This is a genomic window from Neobacillus sp. BP17, from assembly GCF_059579525.1.
In genome coordinates this window covers 2089771-2107398 of the sequence record NZ_CM184198.1, presented here as the reverse complement: position 1 = coordinate 2107398, position 17628 = coordinate 2089771, and the positions used below count along the sequence as shown (strand labels likewise).

The 17628-nt window shown below is 40.2% G+C and carries 18 protein-coding genes; 2 read left to right on the top strand and 16 right to left on the bottom strand.

Annotated features, from left to right (window positions below):
- Positions 1 to 37: 37 nt before the first annotated feature.
- On the bottom strand, positions 38 to 1558 hold the full coding sequence (gene argH / locus AC4QJR_RS10115) for an argininosuccinate lyase (RefSeq protein ID WP_496526069.1): 1521 nt from the start codon (positions 1556 to 1558) through the stop codon (positions 38 to 40).
- A 153-nt stretch (positions 1559 to 1711) separates the two neighbouring features.
- On the opposite strand from argH, the gene AC4QJR_RS10110 reads away from it, so the two are divergent.
- Positions 1712 to 2632 carry a hypothetical protein gene (locus tag AC4QJR_RS10110; protein WP_496526068.1) on the top strand — a complete coding sequence of 307 codons (921 nt, stop codon included), beginning with the start codon at positions 1712 to 1714 and terminating at the stop codon, positions 2630 to 2632.
- A gap of 5 nt (positions 2633 to 2637) precedes the next feature.
- Positions 2638 to 3372 (top strand): SH3 domain-containing protein, encoded by a 735-nt coding sequence (locus tag AC4QJR_RS10105; protein WP_496526067.1) that lies wholly within the window; start codon positions 2638 to 2640, stop codon positions 3370 to 3372.
- Between the two features lie 163 nt (positions 3373 to 3535).
- Here the strand turns inward: AC4QJR_RS10105 and AC4QJR_RS10100 are convergent, their stop codons facing one another.
- The 15 genes from AC4QJR_RS10100 to glyA form a co-directional block, all read right to left on the bottom strand.
- Positions 3536 to 4240: a DUF421 domain-containing protein gene (locus AC4QJR_RS10100; protein ID WP_496526066.1), complete on the bottom strand. Its 705-nt coding sequence runs from the start codon at positions 4238 to 4240 to the stop codon at positions 3536 to 3538.
- A 304-nt stretch (positions 4241 to 4544) separates the two neighbouring features.
- Positions 4545 to 4718, bottom strand: a complete 174-nt coding sequence (locus tag AC4QJR_RS10095) for a hypothetical protein (RefSeq protein WP_180230168.1) — start codon at positions 4716 to 4718, stop codon at positions 4545 to 4547.
- Positions 4719 to 4739: 21 nt separating this feature from the next.
- Positions 4740 to 5606, bottom strand: a complete 867-nt coding sequence (purU, locus tag AC4QJR_RS10090) for a formyltetrahydrofolate deformylase (protein ID WP_496526653.1) — start codon at positions 5604 to 5606, stop codon at positions 4740 to 4742.
- 69 nt (positions 5607 to 5675) lie between these two features.
- Entirely contained in the window at positions 5676 to 7076 is a 1401-nt protein-coding gene (lpdA, locus tag AC4QJR_RS10085) for a dihydrolipoyl dehydrogenase (protein ID WP_496526065.1), read from the bottom strand.
- A gap of 93 nt (positions 7077 to 7169) precedes the next feature.
- Complete coding sequence (locus AC4QJR_RS10080) at positions 7170 to 7475, bottom strand: iron-sulfur cluster biosynthesis family protein (protein WP_496526064.1); 306 nt, start codon at positions 7473 to 7475, stop codon at positions 7170 to 7172.
- 28 nt (positions 7476 to 7503) lie between these two features.
- Positions 7504 to 8382 carry a lipoyl synthase gene (gene lipA, locus AC4QJR_RS10075; protein WP_496526063.1) on the bottom strand — a complete coding sequence of 293 codons (879 nt, stop codon included), beginning with the start codon at positions 8380 to 8382 and terminating at the stop codon, positions 7504 to 7506.
- Positions 8383 to 9020: 638 nt separating this feature from the next.
- Positions 9021 to 10136 (bottom strand): IS110 family RNA-guided transposase, encoded by a 1116-nt coding sequence (locus tag AC4QJR_RS10070; RefSeq protein WP_496524190.1) that lies wholly within the window; start codon positions 10134 to 10136, stop codon positions 9021 to 9023.
- A 74-nt stretch (positions 10137 to 10210) separates the two neighbouring features.
- Positions 10211 to 10420 carry a hypothetical protein gene (locus AC4QJR_RS10065; RefSeq protein WP_496526062.1) on the bottom strand — a complete coding sequence of 70 codons (210 nt, stop codon included), beginning with the start codon at positions 10418 to 10420 and terminating at the stop codon, positions 10211 to 10213.
- 33 nt (positions 10421 to 10453) lie between these two features.
- A complete protein-coding gene (gene gcvPB / locus AC4QJR_RS10060) occupies positions 10454 to 11938 on the bottom strand; it encodes an aminomethyl-transferring glycine dehydrogenase subunit GcvPB (RefSeq protein WP_496526061.1) in 1485 nt (494 codons plus the stop codon).
- Positions 11931 to 13283 (bottom strand): aminomethyl-transferring glycine dehydrogenase subunit GcvPA, encoded by a 1353-nt coding sequence (gcvPA, locus tag AC4QJR_RS10055; protein WP_496526060.1) that lies wholly within the window; start codon positions 13281 to 13283, stop codon positions 11931 to 11933. The genes gcvPB and gcvPA overlap by 8 nt, the downstream gene beginning before the upstream one ends.
- 1 nt (position 13284) lies before the next feature.
- Positions 13285 to 13677 carry a glycine cleavage system protein GcvH gene (gcvH, locus tag AC4QJR_RS10050; protein ID WP_496526059.1) on the bottom strand — a complete coding sequence of 131 codons (393 nt, stop codon included), beginning with the start codon at positions 13675 to 13677 and terminating at the stop codon, positions 13285 to 13287.
- An 85-nt stretch (positions 13678 to 13762) separates the two neighbouring features.
- Positions 13763 to 14875, bottom strand: coding sequence for a glycine cleavage system aminomethyltransferase GcvT (gcvT, locus tag AC4QJR_RS10045; protein WP_496526058.1), 1113 nt, complete (start codon positions 14873 to 14875; stop codon positions 13763 to 13765).
- A complete protein-coding gene (gene sdaAA, locus AC4QJR_RS10040) occupies positions 14872 to 15771 on the bottom strand; it encodes an L-serine ammonia-lyase, iron-sulfur-dependent, subunit alpha (protein WP_496526057.1) in 900 nt (299 codons plus the stop codon). Before sdaAA ends, gcvT begins: the two co-directional genes overlap by 4 nt.
- A complete protein-coding gene (locus tag AC4QJR_RS10035) occupies positions 15771 to 16283 on the bottom strand; it encodes a serine dehydratase beta chain (protein WP_251456023.1) in 513 nt (170 codons plus the stop codon). The genes sdaAA and AC4QJR_RS10035 overlap by 1 nt, the downstream gene beginning before the upstream one ends.
- A gap of 14 nt (positions 16284 to 16297) precedes the next feature.
- Positions 16298 to 17548: a serine hydroxymethyltransferase gene (gene glyA, locus AC4QJR_RS10030; protein WP_496526056.1), complete on the bottom strand. Its 1251-nt coding sequence runs from the start codon at positions 17546 to 17548 to the stop codon at positions 16298 to 16300.
- Between the last annotated feature and the right edge of the window lie 80 nt (positions 17549 to 17628).

The window sequence follows — 17628 nt, the reverse complement described above, 5'->3', positions numbered from 1 at the left end:
AACTTCATGTATATCAATACTGATAAATTAAAGTCCACTAGTGTCTTCCATCTGTTTTGCCCCACTGACTTGTCAGTTGATCAAGTTTTTCCATACAAACTTTAAGCCGATTAACCTCGGTATGGAGTAATGAAACATGGTGGTGTAGACCTGCTTCTCTTTCCACAATCGCCCGCTGCATTTCTTCCGGTGCAGGTCCTCCAGGAAGCGATCGAATTTTCACAAAGTGTTCTGGGTCCATTGCTGTGCGAATAATCTCATCCGATAAATTCAATGGAAATCCGACAACTGTTTTTGCAGCTTCGTCTACGAGTACAGATGTGACATGAGTAGCATTCAGTCCCCTTGCCAAGGCAATTTTCACCACTTGGCTGGCTATGGAATGTGAGGTTCGGAACGGTATGTTTGCTTTCCTAAATAGCGTATCGGCCAATTCAGTTATCGTGGCAAAACTTTCTTGGGCCCTTCTTTTTAATAGTCCTTCATTTACTTCCAACGTTCCAACCACCACTTTTGCTAACCGAAAAACTTGATCAATTAGAAGCAGGCCCTTCCATAAATACGGCTGAAGGTCATCCTCAGTATCATTTATATCTCCGTACGGTGTGTTATGTAACATTTGAAGTACGGTTTGGGCATTTCCAATTCCGCTTGAACTTAATGCACGAATATGCTCTAGTGATACAGGATTTCTTTTTTGCGGCATAATGGAACTCTTCTGAACATAAGGGTCTGCCACACGAATCGCTGAAAATTCCTGGCTGGACCATAAGAGAAGGTCTTGTGAAAATCGGCCGAGATTGATAAAGGTTAATTGAATCGCTGTGGCAATTTCCCCTAAATAATCGGCACCGCCAATCGAATCATAGGCACTCTTGATGATTTTCGGAAATCCTAATAGCTCTGCGACTGTTTTTCGGTCAATCGGAAATCCGGTTGTCGTAAGTGCAGCAGCGCCGAGTGGACTTACATTGCAAGTATCATAGGCTGCTTTCAATCTTTTTAAGTCACGGTCAACGACATCGTACATACCCAGAAGATAATGGGAGAACGTCATCGGCTGGGCTTGCTGCGTATGGGTATGCCCCAAGACAATGGTTTCCTTATAGTTCTCGATCACCCTCAAAAGTGTTTCTTGAAACGAGAGCAGCGCCCGGGTGGCGAGGAGAATCTTGTCCCTAAGAACCATCCTGTATATTGCAACACCCATATCGTTCCTACTCCGGGCAAGGTGCAAACTTCCGCCAATCTCGCCAGCTACAGTCATAATTTTACTTTCCACAAGAAAAAAAAGATCCTCATACTGTCCATCATAGGTGGAATTAAGAAGTGCTTCCATATCAAGTGCGGAAATCCCTTCCATAATTTGGGATGCTCCATTCTCCTCCAACAACCCTTGTTCTACCAACATAATCAGGTGGGCTTTATGGACAGCGAGCATCGGCTCTAGTAAAGTTTGTTTGGCATGCTCATAAGCAGGTGCCAATACTACCTCTGAATAGGTCGCTCCTGGAAACTCTCGTCCTTCATTTTCAAAAATGGTATCCTTAATATTCATCACAATACCCCCTATTAATAATTATGTTACTTCAGTTCCCTCAATCCCCAATTTCTGCAGATTTGGGGGCTTTTCTTCCGCTTGTCAGCATAGAATGTAGACAAGCGGAAGTGATCTCTCAATGAAAATAGTTAACCAGGAGGGAATAACCTAATGCAATTTATTGAAGATGTTAAAGACGTCAAATTTAGCTTTTTGGAAAAACCGCCAGCGTCGTCTATGACTTATGCCTTTGTTTATGTTAATAATCACAACGAATACTTTGCAGTCAAAAATGGAGAGCGTTTGTCACGTAGTGAATTGCGGATTGGCAAATATAATAGGGTTTATACTGTCAATATGCAGCAGCAAACTATCGCCTACAAGGAGGAAGTCCCTTCGGCAACAAGAGGTAGAAGGTTCTCTGTCAATTTATTTATCGATATTGCTGTTGAACACCCCGAAAGGTTAGTTCAACAAAATGCAGGAGAAATTGGCAACATTTTCAACAATAATTTGCCCTTCTGGGTGGAGTCGGAAGCAAGATTTTTTCCTATTGAAGAGGATCTGAGTTTTGCCAGACATATTGAAGAATTTTTTCAAACCTCGCGATTGGTCAAGGTGTTAAGAGAGGCTGGTATTGTGGTTCGAAATGTTCGTGTTTTGATCCGGCAAGGTATTCGGGACCAGCGCCATGATGAGGCGATCGCCGATTTAGACCGGAATGCAGAACTATCCGCCTATCAAGAAGCTCTGGACTTGGAGGAAGCACGCCGGATTTCGGCCTCGATTAAAGAAGCCCTTCAAGCAGGTGATTTTATCACTGCAGGGAAGCTTGGAGAAAAAAATGAAATGGCAAAGCGGTTAGTAGAATCGGAGTTTAGCCAAAATCAAGCCTTCAAATATGAGGTAAACAAACAACTTTTAAACTTGATCAACGATCACACTATTAACCAGTTTGAGGCAGAACAAAGATTGGCCAAGCTAAAAAAACTATTCCCCTATCTCCCCGTCAATTTGGAAAACATCAATAGAAAAAAACAGATTGAAGGTCCAAGGAGAGAACTTTCATCCTATTTATATAAAGGAGATTAGCGATTGTGGAATCCATTTTAAATCAGCTGTTTTGGATCTGGTCACTTATTTCTGTACTTCCGGAATGGTTGCGTATTTTTTTGGTTCTCTTTGTGTTCCTGCAACTCGCAAGGCTGATTTTGTTGTACATGGTTCCTCCCTTCTTAAACTTGTTGTGCCGTTTGTTGAAAAAAATGCTTTATCCCATTTCTTACCCAATCATGGCACTTCTTTGCACGATGCAAAGAAGCCGGAGAGAAGCGGGAAAAGCTGGCATTTCTGTTTGGATTGATATCATTGAAGGATTGCTCGCCTTGTTCGAAAGATTTTTCAACAGAATCATACAGCTTTCCATGAAACGGAAAAGAAATAAGACAAGGATTAAAAGATGGTCCTTCTATTCTGCCACAACTCTAGTGATCTTGCTTACTGCAGCAATCATCAACAATCCAAATGAGTGGTATACACAAAAATGGAAGAAAACTGAGGTCTGGTTAAACCAAGAACATGTGCACATACAAGCATCCGTGACTTCACCTGAACGAAAAGAATTAATTTTAAATAAGAAATATGAAGAAGGCGGAAATATTCGTGATGCTCCTACACTAACCGCGCCCCATCTATACACTATTACAAATGGTGAAATAATGCACTTTTTAAATGAAGAACAAGTAGACTCCAAAGGAATAAAGTGGCTAAAAGTTCAAACCCCAAACGGAATTGAAGGCTGGATTTCCGCCCTGATTGTCAGGGAAAAATAAATTGTGAGGGTAATTTACTGTCTTAGTGTCGCAATGGATTGAAAAAATTTCATCATTTTTGATCCTTTTTCCAGTTCATAGAACTATCTAAATAAGGAGAGATGACTTCAATGGGTATAGTCCCCTCTCCTTAACTTTTTCACAACTTATTAGACTTTTCAAATTATTCAACATCTGTAGGTGAAATTAGTTTATCCTCATATTTATCTACAAAAAGGTAACCATTGCTATTGACTACAGCATAATAAATTTCTTCTATTCGTAAATTTCTTCTTTTTAACTCAGCTTCAATCCACTCTCGGTTATAGATGCCGGTAGCATTCTTTTGGATGATTACACCATCCATAATTAGTTCAACTGGCAGCGCCTCCGATGAAATGGGCAAATTTATATCTTTATTTATTACATTTTTAAACGGTGTCTTTTTAAGAATGGATAATTCCCCGTTCACTTCTAGTAATGCGTATTCAACTTCAAATATATTAAAGATATCCTTTTCCCTCAAAAGCTGATTAAGGTCATCAATCGAGAACTTTACCTTTTTCATATTCTTGTCTAGTAATTTTCCTTTTTCTATTAGCACAGTAGGTCTGCCAGATAACCATCTTCTAAAACCTCGACTCCTAGAAGATAACACCATGAACAAATAAAACATTAAAATTAATACAAAAAATGAAATTAGCATTTCTTTGAACTTTAAATTCGTATCAAACCCCATGTTAGCTATGAAGGAACCAATCGTAATGGATAAGGCAAAGCTATAGTGGTTTTTATGAGAATTAATGTGCTTTCCAATAACCAGAGTAACGAGAATTAAAAGCATAAAGCTGAAACCTGTTCTCAGAATTGGTATAATTGTATCTTCCATGTAAATCTCCTGTTTACTTATATTGTTGTTAAAAGACACTGGTTTCTATCTCTTAGAACAGAATCCATTTAGTGCACTTGAACAATCATAAAGTATCCCCTTTTAGTTAATTTATCTTTCCAATTTGCTATTTTATTTATCCATTAGATGTAAATTTAGGACAACACTAATTTTTCACCATCACTTTTCTAACAAAAATAAAAATCCCGCCTTCCATAATAGAAAGTGAGATTTTCACCAATAAATCCTCAAATTTTAGCTTGATAAAAAACTATTTAAACCAATCTAATTTAACTCTGTCCTATCAACTATTGATTGCTTGATAAAGTGAATTGAGCAATATCCCCACTGCAAGTACGAACAAAAAAACATGTGCGTGGTTTATCGTACGCTTTCGTTTATTTTGAAGAAAAATCCATATCCAAAGTATAGCTAAAAGGATATTAATCATGTCCCCTACAAGTTCATTTCCTGGCAATGGCACCCTCTCCTTATAGTCTTAAGCAAATACGATCGTTTTATTACCGTGAACAAGTACCTTATCCTCTACGTGCCAGGAAACGGCCTCAGCAAGAACCCTTCTCTCCACATGACGTCCGGCGGTCTTTAAATCCTCTGCAGTATAGCGTTGGTTAATTCGCTGTACATCCTGTTCAATAATTGGTCCTTCATCAAGATCATTCGTAACGTAATGTGCAGTTGCACCGATTAACTTTACACCACGGTTAAATGCTCTCACGTAAGGATTTGCGCCAACAAATGCCGGCAAGAATGAATGATGGATGTTAATGATTTGATTAGGATACTTAGAAATAAAATTAGGGGAAAGAATCTGCATATATCTAGCAAGGACAATTAAGTCCACCTTCCCTTTCATCAATTCTAATGCTTTCTGTTCGGCATCTTCTTTCGTTTCGTGAGACATTGGAATATGATAAAAAGGAATGCCATAACTTTCAACTACATCTTTTAAACTAGTATGATTACTAATTACCATTGGGATATCTACTGAAATTTCATTGGATTTCCAGCGCCAAAGAAGTTCGTTTAGACAATGATCAGTTTTCGAAACAAAGATAGCCATCCGCTTTCTTTTTTCATTACTGCTCAACTGCCAATCTAAGGCATGATCCTGCGCAAGCTCATTTAAATCTTCTTCAAGCTTTTTAATAGAAGATTCAAATTCTTCCAACTCGAACTCGATTCTCATAAAAAACATACCTGCTCTTGGATCTGTTGTATGTTGGTCAAAATGGACAATATTGGCTTTGTGTTCTAATAAAAAATTCGTGACAGTCGAGATAATACCCGGCTTTTCCCGACATGAAATTAGTAATTTTGCCCGGTTGGGCTTCGATGTTGTGATCACCGCTTATACACCATCCTTAAGATTATTAATTATGTATTATAGAAGGACGAATACCCTCGTAATGAGTTAGGCATGAATTTCCTGTCCATACACAGCAAGGGCAGCTTCACCAATAGCTTCGGCTAATGTAGGATGCGGATGAATTGTATGGGCAATATCCATTGCTGTTGCATTCAATACACAAGCAAGCCCGGCCTCAGTAATCATATCCGTTACATGGGGACCTACCATATGTGCTCCTAAAAGTTTATTCGTTCCATCTTCAACAACCAGTTTGACAAATCCGTCAGATTCACCAAAAACCAATGCCTTTCCAATCGCACGGAAGGAGAATTTACCAACCTTCACCAGGTAGCCCTTTTCCTTTGCAGCTTCCTCTGTGAGCCCGACACTCGCTACTTCTGGGCTGCAATAGATACATCTGGCAATAAGGTTTGAATCAAGTAGTTTTGGCGTTTTACCTGCCATATGTTCAATAGCAATGATTCCTTCATGTGAAGCAGCATGGGCAAGCTGTAAGCCGCCAATGACATCACCAATGGCGTAAATGTTCGGTTCATTTGTTTGATAGAACTCATTTGTTTGAATAAAAAACGGATTTAGTTCAACGGCCGTTTTTTCAAGGCCAAAACCTTCTGTATTTGGAGAGCGCCCTACAGATACCAAAAGTTTGTCTGCAGAAAATGGTGTTTCTTTACCTTTATGCTCCGCTTTAATGGAAACACCCTCACCTTTTTCCAGCGTTTCTGGAAGAACTTTTGCTCCTGTAACGATTTTTACTCCTTTTTTCTTCATCAAACGCTGTACTTCCTTTGAAATATCTGTATCTTCTGTTGGTAAAATACGCTCGGCAAATTCAATTACAGTAACTTGGATGCCGAAGTCAGAAAGCATAGATGCCCATTCAATTCCAATTACACCGCCGCCAACGATAATGATAGAACCCGGAAGCTTCTCCATTTTTAGCGCTTCATCCGATGTCATCACATACTTCTCATCCACTTCAAGGCCTGGAATTGTTCTTGGACGGGATCCTGTGGCAATTAAAATATTTTTAGGGCTTAAAATGACTTCCCCTTCACCATTATTCAATTCGACTAACACATCTTTTGTCTGTGTAATACTTCCCTTTCCATCATAAACATCGATCTTTCCTTTTTTCATTAAATGTTGGACACCTTTATATAGGCGATCCGTAATTTCTTCTTTCCGGGCCTGTACTTTTGAAAAATTAAGACCAACTACAGGGGCAATTACACCATACTTATCTGCATGCTTTGTTTGAGCGAATACTTCTGCACTTCTTAATAGGGCCTTACTCGGAATACAACCAGCATGAAGGCATGTTCCACCGATTTTTCCTTTTTCAATAACCGCCGCTCTTAAACCTAATTGTGAAGCGCGAATGGCAGCCACGTACCCACCCGTGCCACCACCGATAATTACAACATCATATTCTTTTGTCATGTGTGTTATCTCCTCTTACCTTTTTATCTATCGGAAAACTTGCTTTAAGATTGATGAAACTTTCCTATATATTACTAAGACTTCTCTATCTGATTATTCAATTGGAATGGCACATGCACTAGAGGTAAAGCTTTCCCCAATTATAAAACCTTGTTCTGAATTATAGTCAATATGCGTTTCTTCATCTAAATAGCGTTTTGTAAAACGGTCTATTTGAAACTGGATCCCTTCTATTTCCATACATAAATCATTTCGCCGAGGTTCATCAAATACAATCGAAAACTTAACAGATATTCCGCATCCGCCGCTAACTTCGGCATCAATCCGAGGATTTAAATTTTCATTGGCAAACATTTTTTTAAGTTTGTTAATGGCCGCTTCTGTCATTTTTATCATCATGGACCTTCTTCTCCTAACGCCAATTTCATTACACTGTTACGGTTGCGGCATTGACCTGTTCGTCCGCATGATAGGAGGAGCGAACAAGGGGACCTGCCTCGCAGTGACTAAATCCTTTTGACATGGCGATCATTTTTAGTTCCTCAAACTCTTGTGGACTCCAATACTTTTGAACTTTTAAATGATGTTTGGTAGGCTGCAAATATTGACCAATTGTCATAATATCCACATGGTTCGATCGAAGATCGTCCATCGTTTCGATAATTTCTTCCTTTGTTTCTCCAAGTCCAATCATAATACTTGATTTGGTTGGAATACTGGCATTCATTTCTTTAGCCCGGCGCAAAAACTCTAAGGAACGTTCATATGTTGCCCGTGCCCGAATACTTGGTGATAACCGTTTAACTGTTTCAATATTGTGATTTAATATATCAGGCCTTGCATCCATTAATGTTTTTAAGTTTTCATATTCACCTTTCATGTCGGACGGAAGGACCTCAATGCTGCAAAATGGATTTCGGCGTCTTACAGCTCTGATCGTTTCTGCAAATACCCCCGCTCCGCCATCTTTTAAATCATCTCGAGCAACAGCGGTAATCACGACATGTTTTAAGCCCATTTTTTCCACTGAATCTGCAACACGCTCTGGCTCTTCCCAATCAAGTTCTGTCGGCAGGCCAGTTTGAACCGCACAAAACCGGCAGGCTCGCGTACAAATACTTCCTAATATCATAAAAGTCGCTGTTTTCCGTTCAGCCCAGCATTCATGAATATTTGGACATTTTGCTTCTTCACAGACGGTATGAAGGTTTTTTTCACGCATCATTTTTTTTAGGCTTGTATATTGTTCATTTGTATTTAGTTTTATTTTTAACCACTCTGGTTTTCGAACATAATTTGTAGACATGTCTATCACTCCTAAAAACAGACATTAGATTTTTTGTATTAGCTGTGTGTTAAATAGGTCTGTTGGTTTCCGTTCCAGGCACTTCGCTTTCCGCGGGCGTGCCGGGGAGCCTCCTGATATGAACGAAACTGTCAAGGCTCCCCACTTAAACTCGGTTTTGGTTTATTTTTGACCAACTCTAAGAAGAGAAGCTATTTCTCGCTTCTTCGCTTACTTGGTTAGATAGTTAGCCGTTTAGGCTAGGGTAGCTCCTTCTTTAGCTTACAGACCATTTCTCATCTCTTTGAATGGCTGTCAAGTGCTCTCCTTGACAGCCATTCAAAGAGATGAGACACTTTATTAAGCTAAAGTTGGAATAATCTTCCTTCCTTCATCCTTCTTGGAATAGATGTTAAGGACACGGCACGAAGGCAAAAACTTCTACTGCGGTTAGCGCTCTGATATCCGTGGGTTTTCACATTTTATCTTTCCGTATAAAGGCCTTATCCACTAACTCGTGACGTGCGTTAATCTAATTAGATATAGCACAGAGGAGGCACGTGGGTTTTCCTTTCCGGTTTTTCTCTTTGCCTTCGAGCCCTATTCTCATCCATCTATTTTATTTCTAATGTACTAATGTCATAGAGAATCGTACTTCTTTAAGCTGCTGGTACTACTTCGTCTAATTCCTGCGTGATTGCCCAAATAAAACCTGCTAGCTCTCTTGCTACTGCCGTGATGGCTTTACCACTTTCTTTTCCTCTTGATAATAATCGAAAATATTTCTTATGAAGTCGGTTTTGTGCTTTCCAGGATATTGCTAGAACAGTCGGCGACTGTCCATCTTGTCTTTTTTGTAATTCACCTTTAACAGACGGTTTATATCTATAACTCCACGCCGATTCCACGAGTAGTCGCCGGACATGCCGATTTCCTGTTTTGGTGATCTTACCTTGTCTTCTACTTTCACCACTCGAAAATTCACTAGGTACTAACCCCAAATACGCCATAAACTGTCTAGCGGTAGAAAAGCGCTTAAAAGAACCTATTTCCGCCGCAATACTTGTCGCTGTTATTAGCGCAACGCCTCTTAAAGCTTGTAAAGCTTGAATGATTGGGGCATGAATACTGTTCGTTGCTTGTATTCTGATTTCTTCTTCTAGTCTCAAGACTCGTTGTTGTATCTCTTTAATTTGATGGTAGTACTCTTGAAAAACCACTTGTAGTTTTGAGTTTTCAAACTTTACCGTGTCCAACCATCTATAATACCTAACGGTCCATTTTTTTCCCTTTGATGGAGGTTGGATATCATAACGTAGTAAAAATTTACTTAACCGGTGTTTAGCCCTTAATTCGTCTTCTTTTGCATCCTCTCGACATCTAACAAGATCTCGTAAAGCCTCATCCTCTGGAGTAGGAACGTAAACAGAAGTTAATTCTCCAGCTCGATATAATTGAGCCAGTCGAACGGAATCTCTACGATCCGTTTTAATACGCTCACCAGGTTTTTGAGGAATTAAAGATGGCGCTATAACCATACAGTGAATATTTAGAGTAAGGAATAACCTATACAATGCATATCCGGTAGGACCTGCTTCGTAACACACTCGTAAGTTCTCGCTGTTTCCTAACTTTTTCATCAATTTCTTAACTGCTTCTGGTGTATTCGAAATCATGCCCCAATATCTAGGCTCATCTCGACCCTCATCTGCAATCGCAACAGCTATTTTTTCTTTTGATACGTCTAAACCTACGTATTTTATGGTATCCTTCATAATAACTAGCTCCTTCCGTAATGTAGCTCTGATTTGGTTATGTTTTTTTCAGTAAACATTCTAACCAAATTAACCTACGATGTTACGAGTAAGGAGCTAGTTTCGTTCATGATAACTCGTCGCTTTGCTCCTGCGGGGTCTCCCCTGCCCCGTACTCCCGCAGGAGTCTTCGTGCCTTCCACTCCAACCAACAGGGTTTCAAAATCAACATAACCGTTAACACAGCCTTTGTATTTAATAAACCACCAAGAATGAGAGATCATAGGAAGGTTAATTGTCTCCATTTCTTCATTCCTAGTGGTTCAATGATCATTCGTTTAAGATTTTACTGTTACCTTTTGATTAGTTTCTTCTATTATATATCGTAAGATTGGTTGTCTCGCCGCTTGTACTTCATCCAACCGGCCGATGACTGTCGTGTGTGGTGCCTCTAACACAATCTCTGGGTTTTCTTCTACTTCTTTTGCAATTTTTATCATCACATCGGCAAAGGCATCCATTGTTTCCTTTGACTCCGTTTCTGTAGGTTCAATCATCAAACACTCCTCAACATTTAGCGGGAAGTAGATGGTCGGTGGATGATAGCCAAAATCAAGGAGCCGTTTTGCCATATCAAGAGTTCTTACACCCAGTTTTTTCTGTCTAGAACCGGATAATACAAATTCATGTTTACACACTTGGGAATACGGAGCATCAAAATATGGTTCAAGTTTTTTACGGAGGTAGTTCGCATGAAGCACTGCCCCCTCAGAAACTTGACGTAATCCTACAGGTCCCATTGTACGAATATAGGTATAAGCACGAACCAAAATTCCAAAGTTTCCATAGTATCCTTTTACACGGCCAATTGATAGTGGATGATTCGAGTTCAGTACATATTTCTCACCATCTTTTTCAATACGTGGGACAGGTAAGTACGGAATGAGTTTCTTTTTCACACCGACTGGACCAGCTCCTGGGCCGCCACCGCCATGTGGAGTCGTGAACGTCTTATGAAGATTTAAATGCACAATATCAAATCCCATATGACCCGGTGTTGTTTTTCCAAGAATGGCGTTGGCATTTGCTCCATCGTAGTATAATAAGCCGCCTGCTTCATGAACAACTTTGGCAATTTCCAAAATTTCTTTCTCAAACAATCCAAGTGTATTAGGATTTGTCAGCATCAATGCAGCTGTATCCTGATCCACATGCTTTTTTAATTCTTCTAAGTCGACCAATCCATTTTCATTGGAAGGAATGGTGACTGTTTTAAACCCGGCAACCGTTGCACTGGCAGGGTTTGTACCATGCGCGGAGTCCGGAACAAGGACCTTTGTTCTTTTTTCTCCTTTTTGTTCAAGATAGGCTTTTACCATCATTAAGCCAGTCCATTCTCCCTGTGCTCCTGCAGAAGGCTGTAACGTTACTGAATCCATGCCGGTGATCTCTGCTAATTCTTCCTGCAAATTATATAAAAGCTCTAAAGCGCCCTGAACCGTTTCTGCTGGCTGATAAGGGTGAATGCGGCTAAAGCCATCAAAACGGGCAACATCTTCGTTAATTTTCGGGTTGTATTTCATCGTACAAGAACCTAATGGATAGAACCCATTATCAATTCCGTGGTTTCGGTTGGAAAGCGCTGTGTAATGACGGACAAGCTGAAGCTCTGATACTTCCGGGAGCTCGGCTGGTACATCACGAATCAAATGCTTCGGGTATTTCGTGTTTAAATCAATACGATTCACGTCAGTTTCCGGCAGGCTTGAACCCATACGACCTTCACGACTAATTTCAAAGATTAGCTCATTATATTCAATCATTTACGACTTCCTCCAATACTTTTACAAATTGGTCAATCTCTTCTTTTGTTCTCTGCTCTGTCACGGCAATAAGCATTTGATTGTCATAGCCGTATGCACTTTCCAAGTCAAATCCTCCGATGATTCCCGCTTCAAGCAGTTTGTTGTTGACCTCTTTGACCGGACGAGGAAGTTCCACCACAAATTCATTAAAAAATGGTGATTGATTGATAATGATAAAGCCTGCCTTTTGCAGACACTTTGCCATATAGTCAGCTTTCTCAATGTTTAGCTGGGCCATTTGTCGAATTCCTTGCTTTCCAAGTGCAGACATGCATATAGAGGATGCAAGCGCATTTAATGCCTGATTGGAACAAATATTAGAAGACGCTTTATCTCGTCGAATATGCTGTTCACGTGCTTGCAGCGTTAACACAAATCCACGTTTTCCTTGCTCATCCCTTGTTTGTCCTACAATCCGCCCCGGTACTTTACGCATAAATTTTTTGTGAACTGCGAAATAACCGCAGTGTGGGCCTCCAAAGGCCATCGGTATTCCTAATGGCTGCATATCACCCACCACAATATCTGCCCCGAGTTTACCTGGTGACTGCAGAAGCGCCAGTGCCAATGGATTAGCACTTACAATGAGTAATGCTCCTTGTGTATCCACAATTTTTTTAATTTCTGCCAAATCTTCAATCGATCCGAAGAAATTCGGGTATTGAACAATAACGGCGGCAATGCTCTTATCCATTTGTTCTTTTAGTCCTCTTAAATCGGTGACATCATCAACAAGATTGACTTCTTCTACTGCATATTCTTGGCCGCGTGCTACTGTATTTAATATTGCTCGTGATTCAGGATGAACCGCTTTTGAAACAAGCACTTTTGAACGCCTTGTTGATGAAATAGCAAGTGAGGCAGCTTCTGCAAGTGATGTAAAGCCATCGTACATGGAAGAGTTGGCAACATCCATTCCTGTTAACTCACAAACCATTGTCTGGAATTCAAAAATGGCTTGCAGCTCACCTTGACTGATTTCTGGTTGGTATGGTGTATAAGCTGTGTAAAATTCTGAACGTGAAATCATATGATTTACTACGCTTGGAATGTAGTGATCATATGTACCTGCACCAAGAAAGGTTGGATAGTTATTTGCACTTTTGTTTTTGGAAGCAAGCTGTTGCATTTTTTTCAACAGAAGCGGCTCTGGAACCGCTTCTGGAATGTTTAACTCACCCTCTAAACGTATTTCTTTTGGAATGTCCTCAAATAAATCATCGATTGAAGACATGTTTAAAAATGTGAGCATCTCCTCTTGATCTTGTTTCGTATCAGGAAGGTACCTAAATGTGTTGGTCATCTTATTCCCCTCCCTCAATATACGCCTGATACTCATCTTCATTTAATAGGGATTTTAACTCCTTTGGATTAGATAGTTCCACTTCTACTAACCACCCTGCATCATATGGCTGCTCATTGATTGTCTCAGGACTATCGTTTAAATCCTCGTTTACACAAATAACCGTGCCTGATACTGGAGCGTAAATTTCAGAAACAGCTTTAACCGATTCGATTGTGCCCATCGATTCCTCCACTGTAACTTCATCATCTACCTCCGGAGTTTCAACAAACACGATATCCCCTAATTGTTTTTGTGCAAAATGAGAAATTCCAATTCGTACCCGATTTCCGTCTAGTTGTAATACCCATTCGTGTTCCTTGCTATATAGTAAACTTGCAGTTGCGTTTGTCATAATTTTACTTCCCTTCATTTTTGTATTTGTATTTGACCATTTATCATGTAATTAAGTACTGTGGGTATCGAATTCTATGATTCTATTAACCCATTTTATAAAAAGGTGTCTTAATTACTACTGCATCAATTTGTTTATTACGGATTTCTACTTTTATTTGTGTGTCAACTTGTGCATACTCCGCTGATATAAGAGCAAGACCAATGCTTTTCTTTAGAGTGGGTGATTGTGTTCCCGATGTAACTACACCAATTTCCTCTCCACTCTCTGAAATTACTTTATAACCATGACGGGGAATCCCACGACCAGTGACTTCAATTCCTACTAATTTGCGTTTTAATCCCTCTTCTTTTTGTCTTAAAAGTGCCTCTTTTCCAATAAAATCACTTTCTTTATTGGTTTTCACCGCGAAGCCGATTCCTGCTTCAAGGGGACTAATATCGCTTAACAGTTCTTGACCATAAAGTGCAAGACGTGCCTCTAAACGAAGGGTGTCACGTGCACCCAATCCGCATGGCTTTAAGCCATCTTCACACCCTGCTTCTATCAGTTTTTCCCATAGTGCTTCCGCCTGACCAGCTGCTAAATAAAGCTCAAAACCATTTTCACCTGTATAACCTGTACGTGATACGAGGATATCTGTTATTCCGGAAACATTAACATGTTGTGCAAATTTAAATGAGCCAATTTCAGATAGATTGGTTTCCGTTAGTTTTTGCAAAATACGTTCAGCCTCTGGTCCTTGAATGGCTAGCTGCGCAATTTCATTGGAGATATTTTTGAGTGTTACCTCTCCTTTTACATGTTGCTTCATCCATTCAAAGTCTTTATCAATGTTGGCCGCATTGATGACGAGTAAATATTTATCATGCGTTAATTTATAAACTAGTAAATCATCGACCGTTCCGCCGTTCTGGTAGCACATTGCAGTATACTGTGCCTGATTGATACTGAGCTTCGTCACATCGTTTGTGACCAGATAGTTTATGTAGCTTTCTGCATCTTTTCCCTCTACCACTACTTCACCCATATGAGAGACATCAAAAAGTCCTGCACGGATACGTACTGACTCATGCTCTTCTAAAATACTTGAAAACTGTACCGGAAGCTCCCAGCCGCCAAAATCGATGACCTTTGCGCCATGTTTTTTATATGTTTCAAATAAGGGTGTCCGTTTTAACAATGTATTAGTAGTCATTGTGTTACCTCCGATTTAGATTTCCGACAAAATAACTGTTCTTTTACCTTTTTACCTGTTTCGGTCATCGCCAGCCCGCCAAGTGCGGTTTCCCTTAGTGTCCTTGGCATTTCCTTTCCAACCTTATACATCGCTTCTATGACTTCGTCACATGGAATCCGGCTTTCCACGCCAGCAAGTGATAGATCGGCAGCAGAAAAGGCAATCGAGGTACCAATGACATTTCGCTTAATACAAGGTACTTCAACAAGTCCTGCAACCGGATCGCACACCAAGCCTAATAATGATTTCATAGCAATTGCGGTTGCATTTACAGCTTGTTGTGGTGTACCGCCTTTTAACTCTACGATTGTCCCCGCAGCCATTGCCGTTGCGGATCCCACTTCTGCTTGGCAGCCTCCTGCTGCTCCTGAAATAAAGGAACGGTTAGCAATCACGTAACCTAGCATACTTGCAGTAAATAAGCCCATGACTAAATCTTTATATGAATAGGTGTCATTTTTATAAAGTGAAAACAATACACCAGGTAAAATTCCAGCTGCTCCCGCAGTTGGTGTAGCAACAATAATCCCCATACGTGCATTGCTTTCAGATGTAGCTAATGAAAACGTCATGGCATTACTAATGTAATTTCCTGACAAGGCATTGCCCTGAGTCATATAGTTATACATTTTCACCGCATCACCGCCGGAGATACCACTTGGTGCTGTTGAGCCGTCTTTAATTCCGCTATCGACGGCCTCCTTCATTTTGATCAATCGTTCTTCCATCATGCTGATAATGGTTTCTTCGTCTCTTCCCGACTTTTTCGCTTCCAACATCAACATGATTTGACCAATGGTTTTTTGTTCTCTTTCACAAGCTTCAATCAGTTCTGCCATGGACTTAATTTCCATTAAATTGCCTCCATAAATACTTTCTCGTTTGGTTGGAAATGACTAGCAAGGGACGTAAAATCATCGCCTGAACTTAACCGAATATCCACTTTTCTTCCGTTAATCATAAAGATTTTGGATAAACCACCGCCAAGGGATACCCCTCCAACTTTTACAGCCCGATTATTGCATTTGGCTGTCACAATCGTTGTATTGGGATGGTTATAAAAAGTACATTTGTCTTCAAACTCGAAATGGTACTGCATACCTTCCTCTTTTGCCCACTCCAACGAATTTTTTATTCGTGAATCGTCAGTATTCATACCAAGTAATCCGCCGATGAGCGCTTTATCTGTTCCATGTCCTTGGTACGTTTCAGCAAAGGAATCGTAAAATACAATTTTTGTCTCTTCTGGACAACGACCTAATAGTTCAAATATAAATTTTCCGATTGACACAACACCTGCTGTATGTGAACTCGAGGGCCCAACCATAATCGGGCCGATTATATCAAAGCAACTTTGAAATTCCATGGAATGTCTCCTTCTTAAACAGTAATTAACTGTTGAAATAGTGGATAGTTACCACAAATATTTTTAGTCGTTTCTTTTGCTTGTTTAAGAACTTCAAGATTACCTTTATTTTTCAGAACAGCAGCGATTACTTTACCGATCTTCTCCATATCATCCTGCTTCATACCGCGAGTTGTTAAAGCAGCAGTTCCCATACGGATTCCACTTGTGACAAATGGGCTTGCAGGGTCAAAAGGAATCGTGTTTTTGTTAACAGTAATTCCTGCTTCTTCTAACAATTTCTCTGCTTCTTTTCCTGTTAAGTTCCACGGGCGAACATCTAAAAGAACAATGTGATTGTCTGTACCTCCAGAGACAAGGGTTGCTCCTTCTTCCTTTAACGTATCCGCAAGTGCTGCTGCATTATCAATGATTTGTTTCGCATAATCTTTAAAGCTTGGTTGTAAAGCCTCATTGAAAGCAACCGCTTTAGCTGCAATGATGTGCATAAGGGGGCCGCCTTGAATTCCTGGGAACACAGATTTATTAATCGCTTTAATAATCTCTTCATTGTTTGATAAAACGATACCGCCTCGAGGTCCTCTCAACGTTTTATGCGTGGTGCTTGTCACAACATCTGCGTATGGAACTGGCGATGGATGAAGACCAGCAGCAACGAGTCCTGCAATATGCGCCATGTCCACCATGAATTTTGCACCCACTTGATCTGCAATTTGTCTAAAGCGTGCAAAATCAATTGTTCTTGGGTAAGCACTTGCCCCTGCAATAATCAATTTTGGCTGTTCTTTTTTCGCGATTTCCTCCAGCTCATCATAATCAATCAAATGATTGTCTTCTTTGACGCCATAGGACACAACATCAAACCATTTTCCTGAAACACTAACAGGACTTCCATGCGTTAAATGTCCACCTTGTGAAAGGTTCATTCCCATGATTTTATCGCCAGGCTGAAGAAGTGCGAAAAAAACAGCAAAGTTAGCTTGTGCACCTGAGTGAGGTTGAACGTTTGCATATTTAGCACCAAACAGCTTTGTTAAACGATCAATAGCTGCTTGTTCTGCCACATCGACAAATTCACATCCGCCATAGTAACGCTTTCCTGGATAGCCTTCTGCATATTTATTGGTCATCACACTTCCCATTGCTTCTAGGACATCTTGGCTAACGAAGTTTTCCGATGCAATCAACTCCAATGTTTGATGCTGACGATCCTGCTCCTTTTTAATCGCTTCAAAAATGGTTTGATCATTCTGTTGTAAACTCATGATAACTCCTCCTTGAAATATTGTTCAGGCTCCCCTTTATGCTTCAAATATCTGCTTTTTTGCACGCAAAAAAGGACAGA